Consider the following 18,878-nt stretch of genomic DNA (forward strand, 5'->3'; position numbering starts at 1 on the left):
CAATGCAGATCGGGCCGGGAGGAAACGTGGTCACAGGACCATGCCTTCGCTGTCGTGTCCCTGGCTGGGTGACGGCAGCCCCCATACGTTCCTGCAGATGTCTACCACGAAGACCTCCAGCACCGGTCATTTCTGCGGCCCCGCCAGTGACGTCACGGTGATCGTCCGGGGAGCGTGTGGGAGGTGCAGCACTGGTCTCAGCTGCGCGGTGACGCTCACCGTCACGACGTAGTCGACGCTGCTGGCATCCACGGTGCACGATGACAGGGTGGTCTCATTGGCCTGAGCGGCCTTGCGAGCCACCGGGCATGGCTCCATCCCCTTCTCGCGAGCCTGGGCGGCAGCCAATGCAGCAATGTCCGCACTGTGATGGGCAAGTCGTGAGGTGGAGTACCACCCGGAGATGATCATGGCGCCCCAGACCGCCACCACGACTCCCAGTGCCATCGAGGCCAACAGCACGGTTCCCGATCCTCGCTGAGCAGTGCAGCTGACGCGTCGACGATTGACCACGTGCAACCTGTGGTCCTTGCGAGATCTGCTGGCACCAAATCCTCTGGCACCAGGCAGTGACCTGCTCCTCGAGACAATCGTGAACCGCAGCCTCTGAGGTGGAACCACGCATCTGGCACATGAGGATTCTTCAGCGTGTCTCATGGCCCGTGTCGATGTTGCGTCTGTCGATGTTGCGTCGATGATCATTTGAGTTCACCGGGTTCCTGAGGTGCTGCAGCGCTGGCCTGCAGGTGAACTGGTCCGATCTTGCCCAGGGATCGATCCGTTGACACCGTCACACGTATCCACCCGTCCCGGGAAGCGGTGGTGATCCTGGCACCTTCCGGAGCCTTCCGCTGCGCCTGTTCAGCAGATTTGAGATCTCCTCGGGCACGTTGTTGAGCAATCTGGGAAGCGGTGACCCGGCAGGCGTCATGGACGATGACGAGGCTCACCGCCCACACCCCGGCAATGACTGCCATGGTTGCCGTGATGAGTGACACGGCCATCTCGGCTGTGACCATTCCGCGGCTCGCATGTCGTGACCTGTTCATACATCCCCCAGAGCTTTCTGAGACTTCCTGTGTGCCGAATCCTGATGTTGTTCCACATGGTGTTTCCCGTGGGCCGCACCCTTGTGCATTGATCGATTCCGGTGAGCCGACGGCTCGTTCGCCAGCCCACCGGGAATCTGCTTGGGGGATCACCGAGCCCCCACCGGACTGGGAGTTCAGGACGTCACTTGATCATGCCGGTGACGAAGGACACGGCCTTGAGGACGAGTCCCAGGAATGCCTTGAAGAACTTGGCATCCTGGAACACCTTGAAGAGCACCAGAGCGAGAGTCACCGCGGCCAGGATTCCAACGGCGTACTCCGCAGTGGCCATGCCACGCTGGGCCAGACGCCGCGACCTGCGCGGGATTTTGGTCGTGATGACAGGATCCATGCCGACGAGGTTGAGGGAGTGATTCATGAGTGTTCTCCTTCCGATGCGGGCCAGGTGTCTCCTGACCACGCCATGCAGCAGCACTTGCCCGCTGCACCCTCAGTTGTCGTGACGACGACACGGAATCGGACAAGGATTTTCCGTTCTGTGGATGGCGCCTGTGACGTGGTTCTCGTTGTCCACAGGTCGGCTCGTACCCAGCCGACCTGCGCATGCTCGATGAGGCATGCCGAGACAGCCCCGTGCCTTGATGTTGGGGCTGACGTCACCTTGAGAAGGGGTTCACGTCACCTTGAGAATGGTGCCGGCAATGATCGGCACCACGCCGACGAGGATGAACGCCGGTAGATGGCACACCGCAAGCGGGATGATGGCGTCCACCCCTGCCTTTCGCGCCTTCTTCTCGACCTGCTCACAGGCGTGCCGACGCATCTGCTCGGCATGGACTCGCAACATCTGCGCCACCCCCTCACCGGAGTTCGCGGCTCGTGAGACATCGGTGGCGATCTCATGCCATCCCGGCTCGTCGGCCAACTCGGCCCACGCCTGGGCGTCGCTCACCCCCACAGCGACCCTGGAATTGACGAGGGTGAGGTCTGCAGCGCACACGCCGGTGATGGCATCGGCGACCTCGGCAGTCGCACGTCGCAGTGGCACTCCCGCCTCCAACGCCCCGGCGAGCAGGGTGAGGACGTCGGGCAGTGTGGCGATGCGTTGCTCGATGCGGCGCCGATACGACGTCGTCTCAAGCTTCCCGGCACCGATCATTGCACCTGCACCAACCACCACTGCCACCACGCTGCTGATCCACATCGGGAGCTCGGCGACGAGGAACACGAGTGCCCCCGTGAGCACGCCGACCCCCACACGCACCGATCTGGCAGGGGCCCCGCGCACCGGTTCGGCCCAGTGCGGCACTGAGCGCCTGGCAGCGCGTTGCACACGTCTGGACGGGCTCGGCGCAATACCCACGTAGACAGCGACGGCACTGAGCACTGCCAGAATCGTGTTCATCCCAGAGCCTGCTTCTGCACGTGATCGGCCATGGCCTCACTCCACAGCACCCCGGCGCAGGACAGGGCGACAGCTGTGACCAGGCACACCTGCCCTGCGAGAGTACGAGTGAGGAAATGAGTGGGCCCCGATCCCACCGACTGCCCCAGGGCAATGCCCACAGCAGGGAGAAAACCCATGAGTCGCCCACTTGCACGCGGTCCGGCGAGCTCGGATTCAAGGGTGGCAGACAGTCTGGCACGTCTGCTCGTTCCCTGCGCCACAGCATTGGCTGAAGCCGACAACGGGGCTCCCGTCGTCACGGCCAGCTTCCACGCATGGGCCAGCGGCGCCAACCCGCCACATCCAGGCTCGGCAGCAATGCCCACCAACGCCGTGGAAACGTCAGCGCCCACCTGCTGGGCCTGCAGCGCAGGGACCAGGATCGAGGTGTCGTGGGCAACCTGTTCCAGGGCCACCGCAGGGATCTCGCCGACGGACAACCGTCCTGCCAGTGCCCGGCAGGCCCGGGCGACCTCACGCTCCGTCCTCATGCACCGTCGACGTACCAGGTGATCGGCCCCCACCTTCCACACCGTGGCTGCCACGAGGACGGCCAACAGGGCCCACAATCCACCGGACACGCCAGCCACCATCACTGCCATCAGCAGTACCGCTGGCACCCAGGCCCATTTCAACCAGGTTGGGGCAGTCGTGGTCGTGGTGTCTGCACTGAGCTGGGTACGCTTCGGACCCATTGCGAACCACACTGCCGTTGCCATGAGAATCGCCGTGATCATGCTGCCCTCCGTGCCCTACGCGGTCTGCCCTGCCCCTGTACGACCCTGGACACCGTTTGTTCGCCGACGAGATCACCGAGCCGCTCCGCCCCCGGCCCTGGAGTGCACACCAGGTCTTCGTCGAAGACGAGCGCTTGAGTGACGACGGCACACCCGTCAACGTGCTCGAAGACGCCAATCTGAGCCAGTCTGCGGCCCTTGGGTCCTCTCACCAGGTGCAGCACCAGATGGAATGCTGCTGCCACCTGGGCATGTGCGGCCGGACGGTTCATGCCACTGAGTGCCGCCAACGCCTCCAGACGGGCCGGGACCTCCTGGACACCATTGGCATGCACCGTGCCGCAACCGCCCTCGTGGCCCGTGTTGAGGGCCATGAGCATGTCACGCAACTCGGCGCCACGCACCTCACCGAGCACCACACGATCCGGACGCATGCGCAGTGACTGACGCACCAGGTCGGTGAGACTCACCTGCCCACGACCCTCCGCATTGGCTGCCCGAGCCTCCAGGGACACCACGTGCTCATGGTCGGGGCTGAGCTCCCGGGAGTCCTCGACGATGACGATTCGTTCATGAGCTGGCACGCAGCCCAGCAGACTTGCGAGCAGGGTCGTCTTTCCCGAACCAGTGCCCCCAGTGACGAGGAATGCGAGTTTGCGGACGACGACCTGCTCGAGCAGGTGTGCTGTCTCGGCGGTCATGGACGAAGCCATCACCCAGTCGTCCAGACTCATCCGGTGGCGAGCGGGCACGCGCAGCGACAGGCAGGTGCCCGGTTTTGCCAGAACGTCGAGGATGGCGTGCACGCGCGTGCCGTCTGCCAGGCGGGCGTCCACCCACGGGCAGCCATCGTCGAGACGTCTACCGACTCCGGCAGCCAGCCGAACCGCCAGAGAACGCAACTCGTCGGGGCTGGTGAACGTGGTGTCGGTGAGCTCCAGACCTCGCCCTCGATCGATGTAGACCTGATCGGGTCCGTTGACCAGCACATCGGTCACGCCGTCCAGGGCCAGCAATGGTTCGAGGCGGCCAGCCCCAGAACTGGTACGTCTCAATTCCTCAACCACCGTGAGCACCGTGGAGTCCGACGCCACCCTCCCGATGGATGTCAGCGCCTGGGCAACATCCATCGGCGTCCAGGCACGTCCCAGTCCAGCAACCACCCCACGGACCTTGTCCACGTCCTCACTGCTGATCACCTCGTCACCCACGACTCATCACCTTCTTGACGACGCGGCGACAGGTGGCCTGCCACACCCGGGAGGCCAACACCCAGGGCGCCTCACCCTGCTCCGCGGCTCGAGCCAGGCGCTCGTCCTGCCGCACCGTGAGCAGCGGATCCCGGTCGAGCACCGCAGCAACGTCATGACTGGACATCCTGCGCCCCGGCCCACGCCGCAGCAGCACCTCATCAGCCTCAGCACTACGCGCCCGAGCAGCGAGCAGACCACGCAGTTCCGCCGAGACGATGTCGTAGCGGCAGTCGATTGGCACACCGACGAGTTCGTCATCGCCAAGCTGGCCTCGGTCCAACACCACCAGGTCCGTCTCAGCGGCCAGGGATTCCACGACCGACGACCGAGCTCGTGCCCCCACCTGACACGGATGCCGTCCTGCCGAGACGCACAGCACCGAATCCATCACGGGCAGGTGGTCAGTCAGGCCACTCACGACCCCGCGAGCCGAGGCCAGTTCTGGCCACCGCCATCCCTCAAGTCTTTCTGCCCCCAGGAGAACGTCCAGACCCCCACCGCCGGGATCCAGCTCGACGACGGCACTCGACCAGCCCATCTGGACCGCAGCTCCGGCCACCCCTGCAGCCAGGGTGGACGCTCCGAGCCCTCCGGTGGCACCCCCGATGAGGACGACCCTCGCCCGGGTGGTCTGGCTCGTGCCGTCGCGCAACAGCTCGGCCAGTGTCGCATTGGCCTGCGGCACGACGATGACGCTGGCTCCCAACAGGGGAGACCACCGCACCACCTCCTGTGGGCTGTGCCCCACCACGTACACCTGATCGCGGGCTCCCAGCCCCCACGCGATGGCCGCAGCAGCGCTGTCCTGCCCCACCAGGACGAGCTGTGCGTCGGACCATTCACGCTCAGCGGAACTGCGATCGGAGACGACGCTCACCACCACCCCGACGCTGGCTGCCACCGAACCAATGATCTCTGCCAGTCTCTCATCGGAACTGATGAGCGTGACGCCGGGCGTCTCGTTGTTCTGCGGTGCCGACGTGACCTGTGTCTTTCCTGCTCTCACACCACTGGTTGTCGTGGTCGCACCGATCGACCGGCCAAGAGAATTACTGCCTGTGGACAACGCCGCCACGGCATTACGAGAGGCTGTGGACAACTTTTTCATCCCTCGGATCTGCCGCGTATTTCTGCCAGTTCCTCACAATGCGGCCATGCCTGATGCCGGGCGTGGCCCGCTGTCTGTCGACCAGCCGGTTCCCTACAATGTGGCCATGCCATCTGCCACATCCATGCGCTTCCCCAGCGGGTCCCTGCAGTGGCTGTGCGGCGATCAGCTGCGCACCAACCGCCGACTTCTCGCCATCGAGACCGGTACTGGGCTGTGTCGCACCCTGGCCCAGTACGATGCAGACATCGTCGCCGTCAGCTCCGATCCGGCAACAGCGACCGTCACTCACCGCGTCAACGGGGTCAATGCCGTCTGCGCGACCGCCGACTCATTGCCGTTCAGTTCGGAGTCCTTCGACTCGGTGATCATTCATCAACGGTTCCATGAACTGGCGCCGGGGCTCGTGCTACCGCAGATCGCTCGAGTGCTGCGTCCCGGAGGAAGCCTCGGACTGTCGTGGCTGGTACGCGACGACACCGTGCCCTGGGTACGTCGACTGGCTGCCCTGCTACGCACCGTCGACCCCACTGCCATGACCGGTGAGTACGGCACCGAATCCATCAGCACACTCACGCAATCGCCGTACTTCCCGGACGTCGAGACCCGTAACCATCGCATCTGGATACCAGTGACCAAGGGTCAGCTCATCTCGATGTCGCTGTCCCGCCATGCCGTGGCCAGACTCGACGAGCGCTCCAAGAACGGGCTCACCCACCAGGTCGAGGACCTCTACGACGACTCCAGTGGCCCGGTGGGCGAGCTGAGACTGCCCTATGAGCTGCAGTGCTGGCGCGGGTGGGTGGACCACTCGGAACTCAACACACCTGCCAGCACCGACCCCCCGGGGTTCGTCATCAAGATCTAGGCACCTGGACCATTCGGTAGGATTGCTCAACGGAGCGCCGGGAAGTCTGGTCGGCAGTCACTGTTCATCCCACTTGATCTGGAGGTCGGCCATTGGCTCACCGACGTCGCGAAACACTCTTCGGCCCAGTGTCGGGCCCCGATGCACTTCACCTTTCCGATGTCCTGCGCAACGAAACCACCGGGGGGCTTCTCATGCTCCTCGCCACGGTTGCCGCGTTGTTGTGGGCGAATCTTTCACACGAGTCATACGAAGCATTTCGCGGCGTCATCATCGGGCCACTGTCCATCGAGAGCTGGGCCGCCGATGGGCTGCTGACGGTGTTCTTCTTCATCGCTGGCCTCGAACTCAAACGAGAGTTCACCGAGGGATCGCTGTCACGTCCAGCAGATGCCATGGTGCCGGTCATCGCTGCGGTGTGCGGAATGCTCTTCCCGGCCGGAATCTACACCCTCATCAATGTCCTGACACCGGGCGGGCATCCCGGAGGCTGGGCGATACCCATGGCCACCGACATCGCCTTTGCCCTAGCCGTCCTGGCCATCGTCGGATCTGGAATGCCACAGTCGGTCCGGGCCTTTCTGCTCACTCTGGCCATCGCCGATGACCTTGGATCCATCATCGTCATCGCCGTGTTCTTCTCCCACGGGCTGAACCTCGCATGGTTGGGTGGGGCGCTTGCCTGCATGGCTCTGTGGGGCGTCCTCCAGCACCGGCAGCTCCTCGACAGTGGCTGGTGGTACATACCGATCTTCATCATCGGGTGGTGGTGCATGTTCAACAGTGGCATCCACTCAACGATCGCCGGTGTGATCTTCGGGCTGCTCACCCGCTGCTCCGAGGACGAGCTCAACGACCCCATTGACCGCTGGCAGCACAAGGTCGAGCCATGGTCCGCCGGCGTCGTCGTGCCGTTCTTCGCACTCATGAGCGCCGGAGTGCAGCTCACCAAGGACGCGCTGCGAGCCCTCGTCACCAACCCCGTACCACTGGGAATCATCGTCGGGCTCATCGTCGGCAAGAGCATCGGCATCTTCCTGGGGTCCTTCCTCACCGCCCGCCTCACGTCGGCGACTCTGGGCCGCGGTGTCGTGTGGGCGGACATCGCAGCCGTCGGGGTGCTGTCCGGAATCGGGTTCACGGTCTCGATGCTGCTGTCCGATCTCTCCTTCCCCAGTGACGGCTTCTACGCCGATGAGGCCAAGGCGGCGGTGCTCGTGGGATCGACGTTGGCAGCCCTGTTCGGCGCACTGCTGCTCACCTACCGCACCAAGCGTCACGACAAATGGCGCAGGGCCCATCCCGGACAGGTTCCACGAGCGGGAAAATTGCGCCGCTCGCACGTCTGAGAGCTTATTTTGTGCACCTCGTGGGCAGTATCGGTCTGCTGGCATTAGGCTATGTCCCATACCGACCACGACAGACTCGGAGGCATCCATGGCAGAAAAGCGTCCTGTCAGCGAGATCATGGCAACTCTCAAGACCGATGGGCCAGCGCTGGTCAAGGAGAACGTCGCCCTCGCCAAGGCCGAAATCAAGCCTGCCGTCAAGCACGCCGGCATCGGCGGTGGCATGTTCGCTGGTGCTGGCTACTTCGCCGTCATCGGCGCCAACATGATGTGGCTGTGTGGAGCCTTCGCCCTGACCTTGGCCTGGCACGCAGCCGTCTCCAGCATCCTGCTGGCACTGGTGCTCGGCTTCGCCTCCACCGCTGTCGCCCTGTTCCTCATCGCCGGTGTGGCCGCACTCGTCGGCAAGGTGCAGGTGTCCAAGGTCCAGCCGCCCAGGCAGTCCGTCGAGGAGGCCAAGCGCACCGTCGGCACCTTGAAATCGGCCGTCTCCCGCGGGGTTGACAATGCCGGCGCGACCAACGAGGTCAGTGCCTGACCACTGACGCCGAACCGTCTACCCAGCGAAGTGCTCGGCAGACGGTTTCGTGCTGCCTCCACGAGGCATGATCCTCCAGCCGATCCCACAGCCCCCAACAGCTCACCCGTCGCAGATTCCGCCCCCACCACGAGGACGCCCACCTAGGCAGACCGCTGGACCGCGGATCCCATCCACCCGGCGCCGAAGGCGGTCTCATCTGCCCCTGCGCCGAAAGAGGGCCGTCAGCCTTCCGACAGCACTGCTGCCAGCCTCAGCCGGGACATCCCGGAGAGGTCGCGTCAGCCCCAGAAATGTCGCTTCCGGAGTCATCCATCCTCTGGTGTCGGTGCATCCTCACCACGAAATGGCGTCGGGATCTCGACGATTCTCCGCGTGTCCCACGGGCGCTCCCATCCGCCCAGCGACAGGACGGTGTCGAGGATGTGTCCGGTGAATCCCCAGATGAACAGCTCCGGCAGGTCGAATGCTGCTCCTCGTCCCCCGTTGGGGTGATGTGCACTGACACGTGTCTGCGGATCGGCCAGGGTGCTCAGCGCAATGCGATGGACCTGGGACACCTCTGCTGGGTCGACGACCCGCAGTCCCCCACCGGACTTGGAGCCACCACCGTCCCACATTCCCACGACCGTCGTCACCGTCGAGCGGCTCACGGGGACCGTGACGCGTGCCGGTAGGGTTCCGAGCACCTTCACCTGCGAGGCAGCCACACCAACCTCCTCTTGGGTCTCTCGCAGCGCCGTGACGATGAGATCGGGGTCGCCAGGTTCGTAGTGCCCACCCGGCAGACAGACCTGCCCTCGATGCCGGTGCACCGTTGACGACCGTGTGGTGAGGACGACGTCGGGGTCGGCACAGTCGCTGAGCAACACCAGCACCGCCGAGGAGAAATTTCTGTCAGCTGGCGGCGGTACCGGGACCTCTGGTGACAGGACTGCGCGTAGCTTGTCAAAAATGTTCATCGCACCTCACTTGATGGGCCCTTGGGACTGCGGGGGATCCGTCGGCCCCACCCCGAACGAGGGGCACGCCCGCGCCACTGGACAGGTTCCGCAGGCCGGACGACGTGCTCTGCAGCAGCGTCGGCCGTGCCAGATGAGACGATGACACAGCAGCACCCACTGCGAGGGGTCGAACAGTTCCGCCAGTTGATTCTCGACACCACGGGCCGTTGTGGCACTCGTCCAGCCCATGCGACGTGTCACCCGCTGCACATGCGTGTCTGGGGTGATCCCCGGAATGCCGAAGGCATTGCCCAGCACGACATTGGCAGTTTTCCTCCCCACCCCGGGCAGCCTCGTCAAGGCGTGGAGATCGGCTGGCACCTCACCGTCCCATTCCTCGACGAGGATGGCGGACAGGTTCACCACTGCTGCGGACTTGGTGTGCCAGAAGCCCAGCGGTCTCAACACCTGTTCCACCTGGTCGATCGGAGCGGCAGCAAAGTGTCGGGCATCGGGCCACCGTCGAAACAATTCCTCAGTGACCGAATTCACTCGTTGATCGGTGGTCTGTGCCGAAAGAACGGTGGCCACGAGCAATTCGAATGGATTGCGATGATTCAGTTCACAGTGCGCATCGGGATAGCACTCGCTCAGCTGCTCATACATCTTGTGAACCTGGCTCTGCGACGCACGAGCAACCGATGCTGAGGTCTCCTGAAGATCTGCGGGCATGGGTGCAGTCTATGGGACCAACCACTCTCATATCAGTGTCGTCGCACATTCCTTGAACCGCTTCACTACGTGAGATAAATCATGGGGTGACTGAGCATTGGCATGTGACGGCTGCCACAATACATGCAAGGATTCCCGCACTGGACTGGATCGTCGCCCAGCATTCACAGACTCACATTCAGTCCAGACCCCACAACGCCGCAAGGTGCGAGGTCACATGTGCAGCCCCTCTGTGGAACCCGGGCCCCCGAGGAAAGGAATTTGTCATCGATGACGAATGTCGTGACCACAGCCGTCGCCCAGCCATTCCTGTCAGCGTTGGGCGCCACGTCAGCGAGCAAGCTCCTAGCATTCAGCGAAGCCATCGTGTGCTCGCGAGGTACGAGGCTCTTCGAGGTGGGGGATCCGGCAACTGACATGTACCTCGTCGTCGAGGGAAAGGTGAAGCTCACCCGGCAGACCCCCGGAGACCAGCGGAGCATGAGTCGACAGTCATTGTTGTGGCTCATGGGGCCCGGCGACGCCTTCGGTGAGCTCTCCCTGGTCGATGGTGGCACACGTTCCACGACCGCCACGACCCTCACCCGAGCGAGCCTGCTGCGCATTCCGGGGGCTGACCTGCACAGTCTGGTGCACAGCCGTCACGACGTGGCACTGGCCCTGTTGGGGCGGTTGTCGGAGCGTCTGCGCAGAACCGATGACAACACTGCCCATTTCGTCACCGGTGACGTCCCGAGCCGGCTGGCATGGATCCTCCTCGATCTCACCGACCGATTCGGTGAGATGGACGGCACTACGGGCGACATCGTCGTGCGGCACGACCTCACCCAGAATGAGATGGCTCAGGCGGTGGGATCCTCACGTGAGACCGTCAACAAGGCTCTGACGGATTTCTCGAACCGCGGTTGGATCACAGCTCGCCCCAAGGTCGTGACGGTCCTGGACCGGAAACGACTGGAGGCTCGAGCAGGCTGAGGCACGAGTGGGCCCCGGCCCACCAAGCACCGAGCGAGCCGCACCAGCCATCAGCACACCGTTGTCCCATCACCACACCGTTGTCTCTGTGCTGACCAGCTTGCGTCGGGTGTTTCCCATCCTGGGACAGGTTCAGACGCGAACAACCCTGGCCACCGACCCCACGATCCAGATCCAGCTGCCGGAGGGATGACTGGGCGCTCAGACCTGCACCGTGAGCTCGACCTTGACAGGTGCCCCCAGCGGCAGACTGGCAACACCGATGGCGCTGCGAATGTGTCGCCCGGCGTCACCGAAAATCTCTCCGAACAACTCGGAGGCACCATTGGCCACCGCTGGCTGAGCGGTGAAGTCGGCAGTGCTGGCAACGTAGACGACAACTCTGACGACCCGGCGAATGTTGTTGACTCCACCGGCGACGTCGGCTGCAGCAGCCAAGGCATTGAGGGCAGCCACCCGGGCCTGCCCCGCAGCGTCCCCCTGACTGATCTGGTCCCCCACCAGACCCGTCATGGGCAGTGAGCCCGAAACCAGTGGCAATTGCCCGGAGGTGCTGATCTGGTCACCCACCTGAATGGCGGGGACGTATGCTGCAACGGGTTTGGCAACTGGCGGTAGGTCAATACCGAGATCTGCGAGACGATCCTCGATGCTCATGCGTCCTCCTCAGTAATGGGACGTTTGAAGTATCCCACCAGGCTCTCTGGATTGGGGCCAGGAACCACTTGGACGAGCTCCCACCCCTCAGCCCCGAAATTGTTGAGGATCTGCTGCGACATGTGCGTCAGAATCGGCGCCGTGAAGTACTCCCAACGTGTCATGTCGCAAGCCTATCCTGACGAATGGGAACAGGTGGTCGGTGTCGCTCAGGTGAGGGGCGGCCGCACTGTGCGCCAGACATCACTGTCGGGCTGTGGAGGTCCTGCTCCTCGTCGTGTGGGAGTCGGCCGCAAGGACGTCCCGCCAACTGGTGACATCTGGACGCTCGCGCAGCAGCTTGCGACGTTCACGCTCGGTCATACCGCCCCAGACACCCCACTCGATGCGATTGTCAAGGGCCTCGGCAAGGCAGCGGGAACGTACCGCACAATCCGTGCAGATCCTGCGCGCGCGTCGCTGCTCCTTGCCGTCGGGGAACAACGCGTCTGCCATTCCGCGACAGTTCGCAAGAAGGGTCCAGTCATCAGCCTCGTTGCCTGTCACGATTCGTACAGTACGCTCACCTGGCAAGCCTGGACAAGCATCGTTTGCCAGGAGATTAAGGATGATCTTTACCGGTGCCTCGCGGTTCAGGTTTCTGGGATTGTCTCACCGGTGACGTACTCTGGTTGCCATGCCGTCCACGCACCACAGGCCCGCCTCGTCGAACCGTTCCAGGGCGAGGATTGACCGACTGGAAGCTCAGACCCAGAGTTCCAGCCGGTTCTCCGCGTTCCTCAAGTTCTGCCTGGCAAGCATCCTCGCCGGCCTGTTGACAGCAGGGTTCGTCGTCCCGTTCGCTGCCCTGGCGAGCACGACGGCACGGGTGAGCGCAGACTCCCTGCAACACCTGCCGGCCGAGTTCGGTTCCAACCCACAGCCCCAGCGCTCTCAGATCTTCATGGCCGACGGCAGCGTCATGGCGACGTTCTTCGACGAGAATCGCGAGTACGTGCCGCTGGACAAGATCTCACCGGTGATGCGACAGGCGCAGATCGCCATCGAGGACAACCGGTTCTACTCCCACGGCGCCATCGACCTGCGCGGCACCATGCGCGCCCTGGTCTCCAACATGGGTGGGGCATCGACCCAGGGGGGTTCCACTCTCACCCAGCAGTACGTCAAGCAGGCCCGAATCGAGATGGCGGTGTCGGCTGGCGACGAGGAGGGGGTGCGTTCTGCGCAGGAGCAGACGGTCTCCCGCAAGTTGCAGGAGTTGCGCTACGCCATTGCCCTGGAGCACGACCTGTCCAAGGACCAGATCCTCGAGCGCTATCTCAACATCGCCTATTACGGCGACGGCGCCTACGGCGTCGAGGCAGCTGCGAAACACTATTTCGGGGTGACGGCCGACAAGCTCGACCTTGGCCAGGCTGCCATGCTCGCCGGCCTGGTGCAGAACCCGGTCTCCTACGACCCGGTGAACAACCCTGAAGCCGCGATCACTCGCCGCAATGTCGTGCTCACCAGGATGAAGAGCTTGGGGCTGGTCAGCGAGAAGGACGTCCAGGCGGCCATGAAGCAGGGGTTCAACCGCTCGCGGGTCACCTATCCCAAGACTGGCTGCATCAGCTCGAAGTACCCGTTCGTGTGCAATTACGTGTACCAGTCGCTACTGAGTTCGCCGAACCTGGGCAAGACGCGGGCCGAGCGTGAGAAGCTCGTGAAGCGCGGCGGCCTGGAGATTCACACCCTCATCGATCCCAAGGCACAGGATTCCGCCCAGCAAGCCGTCTCCAACTGGGTGGGGCCCACCGATCCCGTGCTGGGCGGGGTGGCGACGATCCAGCCGGGCACCGGACTCATCATGGCAATGGCCCAGTCTCGTCCCGAGATGGGCACCAAGTCCGGGCAGACCTATTACAACTACCTCGCCCCGTTGGGGTTGGGCGGTTTCGGAGGTTTCCAGGCTGGGTCAACGTTCAAGGCGTACACTTTGGCTGCTGCCCTGGAGCACGGCATCCCCATCTCCAAGCACTACTACGCAGGCTCCCCCATGGACTTCACCGGGGAGACCTTCCAGGGGTGCAAGGGGAAGGTTCGATCTGGCCCCTTCTCGGTGTCCAACTCGACCGGACATTCCGGGACCATGGGGCTTCGTACGGCTGCCGCGTACTCGGTCAACACGTACTTCGTCCAGCTGGAGCGTGACGCCGGTCTGTGCAATGTGACGAAGATGGCCAAGAAGACCGGTGTGGAACTGGCCAGTGGCAAGGACATCGTCAAGGAGTACGGTGCGATCCCCTCATTCACCCTGGGTACCGCGTACGTGACACCGCTGTCGATGGCCAGCTCGTACGCCACCTTCGCAGCACGCGGTGTGCACTGCGACCCGGTCATCGTCAAGTCGATCAAGAACAAGGACGGCCAGAACCTCAAGGTTCCCGACGCCAACTGCAAGCGCGTCATGAGCACCCAGGTTGCCGACGGTGTCAACGAGGTGCTCAAGGGAGTCATGAATGGCACCGGCGCCCCAGCCCGCATCCCGGGCGGGTACCCGCAGGCTGGAAAGACTGGTACCACGGACTCCAACGAGGCCGTGTGGTTCACCGGGTACACCCCTGCCGTTGCCGGTGCTGCCTTCATCGCCGCCGACTCCTCCAGCGAGCATTTCCGGGGCCGCGAGGTACGCTCCATCCGCGGGCTGCACATGAGTACCGGAAAGTACCTCAAGGGTTCCGGCGGTGGTGACGCCGGCCAGATCTACCGCAAGGCGATGGCTGCCACGCTGATGGGCAAGCCCAGAACGAGTTTCTCCGAGACCACGGACGAGATTCAACACGGCAAGAAGGTGCCAGTGCCGTCCACCTCGGGAATGAACTACGACGAGGCGAAGAAGGCCCTGAGGGATGCCGGTTTCGACACCCGCACCAAACGAGTCCACTCCGAGAAGCCCGAGGGGACGTTCCTGGGCGCCGATCCGGATGGCGGCAAGGCTCCCCAGGGATCGACGATCGACCTCCGAGTCTCATCCGGACCACGACCGACCTATCAACGTCGCGTCCCCCAGAGAGACCGCTGGCAGCAGTGGCAACAGCAACAACAACCGGAACAACAACAGCAGGACCCGTGGCAGCAACAGCAACAGCAGCCAGCCCCCGCAGAACCGCCCCGCTACACTCAGCAGCCGCGTTGATGACGACGAGACACACTGCGGTCCGCATGGGGGCAGGCCTGGCTGTCCTCCCCGTTCTGGCAATGGGGTGGGCAGTGGCAGAGGCGCACAGCTTCGTGGTGCGCGAGCAACAGGCCATGGTGCTGCCGCCGGGGTCTGAACCGATTCGGGTGCTGCACATCTCGGATCTTCATCTGTTGGCCCGCCAGACGAGCAAGATCGAGTTCGTCCGTGGGCTGGCTCGTCTGCACCCGGATCTGGTCGTCAACACGGGCGACAATTTCTGCTCGGCCACGGCGCTCGAGCCTCTGCTGGACGCGTTGGCCGGACTGCTGGAGCTGCCCGGGGTGTTCGTCTTCGGGTCGAACGACTATGCCGCCCCAGCATTTCGCCATCCCCTGGGCTACGTCGTGCACGGTCGCTCACCAGCCGACCAGGGAACCAGCCAGCAGCTGCCCACTGAGCACCTGCGCTCCGCCCTGACCGAGGCTGGGTGGCTGGACCTCAACGACGCCTCGGGGGATCTGAGCGTGGCAGGCCGCAGACTCTCGTTCCGAGGCACGGACGACGCGCACCTTGATCGTGACCACTACGCCAAGGTCGCTGGCCCTGCCAGTCGCGGCGCAGACCTCAACGTCGGGGTGACCCATGCGCCGTACCAGCGGGTGCTGGACGCCATGACGACCGACGGCATGGACATCATCTTCGCCGGCCACACGCACGGCGGCCAAGTGTGCCTACCTTGGTACGGAGCCCTGATCACCAACTGCGACATCGAACCTGCCCGGGCCAAGGGGTTGTCCACCCACAGTTGTGCAGGACACACGGCAGCGCTGCACGTCTCGGCAGGACTGGGGACCTCACCGTTCGCCCCGTACCGCACCTTCTGCCGTCCCGAGGTGACGCTACTCACCCTGGTTGCTCGTGATGCCGAGCTGAATGCCGGCCACTGATCGTACGTTCAACTGTCCCCAACCTGCTCGACACCGGCCCAGCCTCCTCGTCACGAATCCCAATTTGCTCTTCCGAAAGCACCTACGATAAACTGATCGCCGGTTCACGGAACCGAGCGGCGAGCGTGACACGTGCGGTCACGCTGTCCATCGGAATCGTGGGGCACTGCTGCAGGGTTTGCCCTTCCAGCAGATGGCGGTTGACGCCGTCCAGACCTTCGGGGTGTGGCGCAGCTTGGTAGCGCGCCTCGTTCGGGACGAGGAGGTCGCAGGTTCAAATCCTGTCACCCCGACCATCCGGTTCTTCCATGACGGTTGTCGCCAGTGTCACAGCACACACCAGGCTGATCTGATGTGCATGGGGCCATGCCCACCGCGACGACGGTGCGGTGTCAGGTGCGGCAGTCCACAGCCCCACGAACCCCACGAACAGTGTCATCACCGTGACCCCCACCACCATCACGATCCACGGCAACGGGCCGGAACCAGCGACGCCGCCGGATCCGTGCACCCCAGGTGCCGCATGTCCGGAATACCTCGACCGTGGATGCCGTTACACCACCGGACCCCACCGAAGGAGGAATCATCATGGCACGCGCGCTCATCGCCGCCACGGACTTCGGAGTTGAGGAGGCCGAGATCGTCGAGCCCATCAACTCCCTCAAGAAGGCTGGTATCGAGGTGACCGTCGCCTCCAACAGCGGCGAAGCCATCCAGACCGTCACCGGTGACAAGGACTGGGCGTCCAAGATCGACGCCGACTCCACGCTGGCTGACGTCAAGGCCGACGACTACGACCTGCTCGTCATCCCTGGTGGCACCGTCAACGCGGACACCCTGCGTGTCGACGAGGACGCTCGTCGTCTGGTCAGGGAGTTCTCATCCGCGGGCAAGCCACTGGGAGCAATCTGCCACGGACCGTGGGTTCTCATCGACGCCGACGTGGCCAAGGGCAAGAAGATGACCTCCTACATCTCACTCCGTCCAGATCTTGAGAACGCCGGGGCCACCTGGGTGGACGAGGAGCTCGTCCGCTGCCCGGGTCATGACTGGGTGCTCATCACCTCGCGCAATCCCAACGACCTCCCAGCCTTCACCAAGGCCTTGGTCGACGAGGTCGCCTGACCACCGCATCAGCGTCATGACAAGGGCTCTCACCCTCGGGTGGGAGCCCTTGCCGTGTTCATTCCGAGATCACCGCGACGCCCCGAAACCGCGTCAGGATGGGCCGCACACCCAGGCATCCCCACATCATGAGATGTCCACCCACGATGACGGCTTTACATTGCAGTTTGGTCACAATGTCGTCCCAACCCCCTGAGACGAGTGCCGAAGGCTTCCGAGCAGTGGCATGGTGTCCCGAACAACCTGGGATCGTCGGGTACCTGCCGACGTGACGTGAGAAGGAGACACCATGCGTCGAATGAGGCCACTCATTGCGCTGTCCCTCGCGGGCCTGATGGCATTGTCAGCTTGCGGCGAGGACGTTGCGGCCAAGGACGAATCGACCGCTGGTTCGTCGGGGAACGGAGCCAACAACAGCGCCCCCGCCAAGGACGGCGGTGCCATCACGGTCCGCGGATGCACACCCCAGAACCCGCTCATCCCGGCCAACACCAACGAGACCTGCGGCGGCAACATCATGGACGCCGTCACCGTGCGACTCGTCCACTACAACCCCGACAGTGCCAAGCCCGAGCTCGACATCGCCAAGTCCATCGAGACCAAGGACAACCAGAACTTCACCGTCAGGATCAAGCCCGGCCTCAAGTTCTCCGACGGAACCGAGGTCAAGGCGCACAACTTCGTCGACGGCTGGAACTGGGGTGCCTATGGCCCCAACGCCCAGCAGAACTCGTACTTCTTCGAGCCGATCGAGGGCTACGACGCCCTGCAGTGCTCCGATGACAGCTGCTCCGCCAAGCCCAAGGCCGACAAGATGACCGGCCTCAAGGTCGTCGACGACCAGACCTTCACCATCAAGACCACCGAGAAGGTCGCCAACCTGCAGGTGCGTCTGGGCTACACCGCCTTCGCCCCGCTGCCGGACGCCTTCCTCAAGGACGCCAGGAACGACAAGTGGGCCAAGACGTCATTCGGCGCCGGGCCGTTCAAGATCGTCGACAACACGGCAACCCAGATCGTCCTGGAGCGCAACGAGAACTACGCAGGCAGCTACAAGCCCCACGTCGACAAGGTGACCTTCAAGATCTACAACGACGCCGCCCCCGCCTACAACGACACCGTGGCCAACCAGCTCGACGTCACCGACCTCATCCCGACCGACCAGCTCACCAACGACCAGTGGAAGCAGGACCTGCCGGATCGTTGGGGTCTGCGCCCCTCCGGCATCTTCCAGTCGGTGACGGCGTCCAGCAAGGACACCCAGCTCAAGAACTCAGACCTCATCAAGGCCCTGTCGATGGACATCGACCGCGAGACCATCACCAAGCAGATCTTCGCCGGCTCCCGTGAGCCCGCCGACGGCTGAGCCACCCCGGTCGTCGAGGGTTACCAGAAGGGCAACTGTGGCGATCTGTGCACCTACGACAAGGCCAAGGCCAAGGAGCTCTACGCCAAGGCTGGTGGCTACAAGGGCACCCTCACCATCGCCGTCAACGGCGACGGTGACCACAAGTCGTGGTCCCAGGCCGTGTGCAACAGCTGGAAGAACGATCTCGGTGTCAACTGCCAGCTCAAGGTGACCCCGGACTTCAAGACCCTGCGTGACCAGATCACCAAGCGTGAGATCCAGGGCTTCTTCCGCACCGGATGGCAGATGGACTACCCGTCGCTGGAGAACTTCCTCACCCCGCTGTACGCCACTGGCGGCTCCAGCAATGACGGTGAGTACTCCAATCCAGCCTTCGACAAGAAGCTCAAGGAGGCGGCCGCAGCGACCAACACCGCGCAGTCCAACAAGCTCTACAACGAGGCCGAGAGGATGCTCGCCACCGACGTTCCCGCCATCCCGCTGTGGACCAGCTCGACGGCATATGGCTGGTCCGACAAGGTGGCCAACGTCAAGTTGACGCCGTTCGGCACCATCGACCTGACCTCCATCAGCGTGAAGTGAACCACCGACCCACGGGCGGCCCACCGTTTCGT

The 18,878-nt window shown here is 63.8% G+C and carries 19 protein-coding genes, 1 tRNA gene and 1 pseudogene; 9 read left to right on the forward strand and 12 right to left on the reverse strand.

Features of this window, described 5'->3' with window-relative positions; all coding sequences use genetic code 11:
* Positions 1–126 precede the first annotated feature (126 nt).
* The 7 genes from ACP8JZ_RS08360 to ssd all read right to left on the reverse strand — a co-directional run bounded on the left by ACP8JZ_RS08360 (position 127) and on the right by ssd (position 5,495).
* Positions 127–513, reverse strand: coding sequence for an Rv3654c family TadE-like protein (locus ACP8JZ_RS08360; protein ID WP_484482400.1), 387 nt, complete (start codon positions 511–513; stop codon positions 127–129).
* Between the two features lie 185 nt (positions 514–698).
* Positions 699–1,019 (reverse strand): TadE family type IV pilus minor pilin, encoded by a 321-nt coding sequence (locus tag ACP8JZ_RS08365; RefSeq protein ID WP_021105147.1) that lies wholly within the window; start codon positions 1,017–1,019, stop codon positions 699–701.
* A 214-nt stretch (positions 1,020–1,233) separates the two neighbouring features.
* Positions 1,234–1,470, reverse strand: a complete 237-nt coding sequence (locus ACP8JZ_RS08370; RefSeq protein WP_021105148.1) for a DUF4244 domain-containing protein — start codon at positions 1,468–1,470, stop codon at positions 1,234–1,236.
* Positions 1,471–1,725: 255 nt separating this feature from the next.
* A complete protein-coding gene (locus ACP8JZ_RS08375) occupies positions 1,726–2,457 on the reverse strand; it encodes a type II secretion system F family protein (RefSeq protein WP_323459264.1) in 732 nt (243 codons plus the stop codon).
* Positions 2,454–3,236 (reverse strand): type II secretion system F family protein, encoded by a 783-nt coding sequence (locus tag ACP8JZ_RS08380; RefSeq protein ID WP_306517344.1) that lies wholly within the window; start codon positions 3,234–3,236, stop codon positions 2,454–2,456. The genes ACP8JZ_RS08375 and ACP8JZ_RS08380 overlap by 4 nt, the downstream gene beginning before the upstream one ends.
* Entirely contained in the window at positions 3,233–4,447 is a 1,215-nt protein-coding gene (locus tag ACP8JZ_RS08385; protein ID WP_021105151.1) for a TadA family conjugal transfer-associated ATPase, read from the reverse strand. Before ACP8JZ_RS08385 ends, ACP8JZ_RS08380 begins: the two co-directional genes overlap by 4 nt.
* Entirely contained in the window at positions 4,440–5,495 is a 1,056-nt protein-coding gene (gene ssd, locus ACP8JZ_RS08390; protein WP_021104016.1) for a septum site-determining protein Ssd, read from the reverse strand. The genes ACP8JZ_RS08385 and ssd overlap by 8 nt, the downstream gene beginning before the upstream one ends.
* A gap of 208 nt (positions 5,496–5,703) precedes the next feature.
* Here ssd and ACP8JZ_RS08395 point away from each other — a divergent pair, with 208 nt between their 5' ends.
* The 3 genes from ACP8JZ_RS08395 to ACP8JZ_RS08405 all read left to right on the forward strand — a co-directional run bounded on the left by ACP8JZ_RS08395 (position 5,704) and on the right by ACP8JZ_RS08405 (position 8,352).
* Complete coding sequence (locus ACP8JZ_RS08395) at positions 5,704–6,465, forward strand: class I SAM-dependent methyltransferase (protein WP_306517341.1); 762 nt, start codon at positions 5,704–5,706, stop codon at positions 6,463–6,465.
* A 92-nt stretch (positions 6,466–6,557) separates the two neighbouring features.
* On the forward strand, positions 6,558–7,814 hold the full coding sequence (nhaA, locus tag ACP8JZ_RS08400; protein WP_323458289.1) for a Na+/H+ antiporter NhaA: 1,257 nt from the start codon (positions 6,558–6,560) through the stop codon (positions 7,812–7,814).
* 88 nt (positions 7,815–7,902) lie between these two features.
* Positions 7,903–8,352 carry a phage holin family protein gene (locus ACP8JZ_RS08405; protein ID WP_323458288.1) on the forward strand — a complete coding sequence of 150 codons (450 nt, stop codon included), beginning with the start codon at positions 7,903–7,905 and terminating at the stop codon, positions 8,350–8,352.
* A 308-nt stretch (positions 8,353–8,660) separates the two neighbouring features.
* Here ACP8JZ_RS08405 and ACP8JZ_RS08410 read toward each other — a convergent pair whose 3' ends face one another.
* Both ACP8JZ_RS08410 and nth read right to left on the reverse strand, forming a co-directional pair.
* Entirely contained in the window at positions 8,661–9,314 is a 654-nt protein-coding gene (locus ACP8JZ_RS08410; RefSeq protein WP_306517338.1) for an NUDIX hydrolase, read from the reverse strand.
* A 6-nt stretch (positions 9,315–9,320) separates the two neighbouring features.
* Positions 9,321–9,962, reverse strand: coding sequence for an endonuclease III (gene nth, locus ACP8JZ_RS08415; protein WP_371415883.1), 642 nt, complete (start codon positions 9,960–9,962; stop codon positions 9,321–9,323).
* 336 nt (positions 9,963–10,298) lie between these two features.
* Here nth and ACP8JZ_RS08420 point away from each other — a divergent pair, with 336 nt between their 5' ends.
* The gene (locus ACP8JZ_RS08420; protein ID WP_306517336.1) at positions 10,299–11,003 is read left to right on the forward strand and encodes a Crp/Fnr family transcriptional regulator; all 705 of its coding nucleotides are present in this window, start codon (positions 10,299–10,301) and stop codon (positions 11,001–11,003) included.
* A gap of 201 nt (positions 11,004–11,204) precedes the next feature.
* On the opposite strand, the gene ACP8JZ_RS08425 is transcribed toward ACP8JZ_RS08420, so the two are convergent.
* From ACP8JZ_RS08425 to ACP8JZ_RS08435, 3 genes are all read right to left on the reverse strand, one after another.
* A complete protein-coding gene (locus tag ACP8JZ_RS08425) occupies positions 11,205–11,660 on the reverse strand; it encodes a RidA family protein (protein WP_021104009.1) in 456 nt (151 codons plus the stop codon).
* Entirely contained in the window at positions 11,657–11,824 is a 168-nt protein-coding gene (sp36, locus tag ACP8JZ_RS08430; RefSeq protein ID WP_021104008.1) for a Sp36 family protein, read from the reverse strand. Before sp36 ends, ACP8JZ_RS08425 begins: the two co-directional genes overlap by 4 nt.
* Before the next feature lie 79 nt (positions 11,825–11,903).
* Positions 11,904–12,206 carry a WhiB family transcriptional regulator gene (locus ACP8JZ_RS08435; protein ID WP_021104007.1) on the reverse strand — a complete coding sequence of 101 codons (303 nt, stop codon included), beginning with the start codon at positions 12,204–12,206 and terminating at the stop codon, positions 11,904–11,906.
* A gap of 130 nt (positions 12,207–12,336) precedes the next feature.
* On the opposite strand from ACP8JZ_RS08435, the gene ACP8JZ_RS08440 reads away from it, so the two are divergent.
* From ACP8JZ_RS08440 to ACP8JZ_RS08460, 5 genes and pseudogenes are all read left to right on the forward strand, one after another.
* The gene (locus tag ACP8JZ_RS08440; protein ID WP_484482401.1) at positions 12,337–14,838 is read left to right on the forward strand and encodes a transglycosylase domain-containing protein; all 2,502 of its coding nucleotides are present in this window, start codon (positions 12,337–12,339) and stop codon (positions 14,836–14,838) included.
* Positions 14,838–15,770 (forward strand): metallophosphoesterase, encoded by a 933-nt coding sequence (locus tag ACP8JZ_RS08445; protein WP_410172835.1) that lies wholly within the window; start codon positions 14,838–14,840, stop codon positions 15,768–15,770. The genes ACP8JZ_RS08440 and ACP8JZ_RS08445 overlap by 1 nt, the downstream gene beginning before the upstream one ends.
* 219 nt (positions 15,771–15,989) lie before the next feature.
* Positions 15,990–16,066: transfer RNA gene (locus ACP8JZ_RS08450), tRNA-Pro, on the forward strand.
* 289 nt (positions 16,067–16,355) lie between these two features.
* Positions 16,356–16,895 carry a type 1 glutamine amidotransferase domain-containing protein gene (locus tag ACP8JZ_RS08455; protein WP_484482834.1) on the forward strand — a complete coding sequence of 180 codons (540 nt, stop codon included), beginning with the start codon at positions 16,356–16,358 and terminating at the stop codon, positions 16,893–16,895.
* 289 nt (positions 16,896–17,184) lie between these two features.
* Positions 17,185–18,846: pseudogene (locus ACP8JZ_RS08460) on the forward strand (peptide ABC transporter substrate-binding protein).
* Positions 18,847–18,878: the final 32 nt, after the last annotated feature.

This window comes from Cutibacterium sp. LaCa_286 (assembly GCF_057198075.1).

Bases quoted from the DNA above. Each gene is read 5' to 3' on its own strand.
- ACP8JZ_RS08370 (WP_021105148.1), bottom strand. From the start codon at position 1,470: ATGAATCACTCCCTCAACCTCGTCGGCATGGATCCTGTCATCACGACC.
- ACP8JZ_RS08410 (WP_306517338.1), bottom strand. From the start codon at position 9,314: ATGAACATTTTTGACAAGCTACGCGCAGTCCTGTCACCAGAGGTCCCG.
- ACP8JZ_RS08440 (WP_484482401.1), top strand. From the start codon at position 12,337: ATGCCGTCCACGCACCACAGGCCCGCCTCGTCGAACCGTTCCAGGGCG.
- ACP8JZ_RS08405 (WP_323458288.1), top strand. From the start codon at position 7,903: ATGGCAGAAAAGCGTCCTGTCAGCGAGATCATGGCAACTCTCAAGACC.
- ACP8JZ_RS08395 (WP_306517341.1), top strand. From the start codon at position 5,704: ATGCCATCTGCCACATCCATGCGCTTCCCCAGCGGGTCCCTGCAGTGG.
- ACP8JZ_RS08420 (WP_306517336.1), top strand. From the start codon at position 10,299: ATGACGAATGTCGTGACCACAGCCGTCGCCCAGCCATTCCTGTCAGCG.
- ACP8JZ_RS08425 (WP_021104009.1), bottom strand. From the start codon at position 11,660: ATGAGCATCGAGGATCGTCTCGCAGATCTCGGTATTGACCTACCGCCA.
- ACP8JZ_RS08445 (WP_410172835.1), top strand. From the start codon at position 14,838: ATGACGACGAGACACACTGCGGTCCGCATGGGGGCAGGCCTGGCTGTC.
- ACP8JZ_RS08375 (WP_323459264.1), bottom strand. From the start codon at position 2,457: ATGAACACGATTCTGGCAGTGCTCAGTGCCGTCGCTGTCTACGTGGGT.
- ACP8JZ_RS08365 (WP_021105147.1), bottom strand. From the start codon at position 1,019: ATGGTCACAGCCGAGATGGCCGTGTCACTCATCACGGCAACCATGGCA.
- ACP8JZ_RS08380 (WP_306517344.1), bottom strand. From the start codon at position 3,236: ATGATCACGGCGATTCTCATGGCAACGGCAGTGTGGTTCGCAATGGGT.
- sp36 (WP_021104008.1), bottom strand. From the start codon at position 11,824: ATGACACGTTGGGAGTACTTCACGGCGCCGATTCTGACGCACATGTCG.
- nth (WP_371415883.1), bottom strand. From the start codon at position 9,962: ATGTATGAGCAGCTGAGCGAGTGCTATCCCGATGCGCACTGTGAACTG.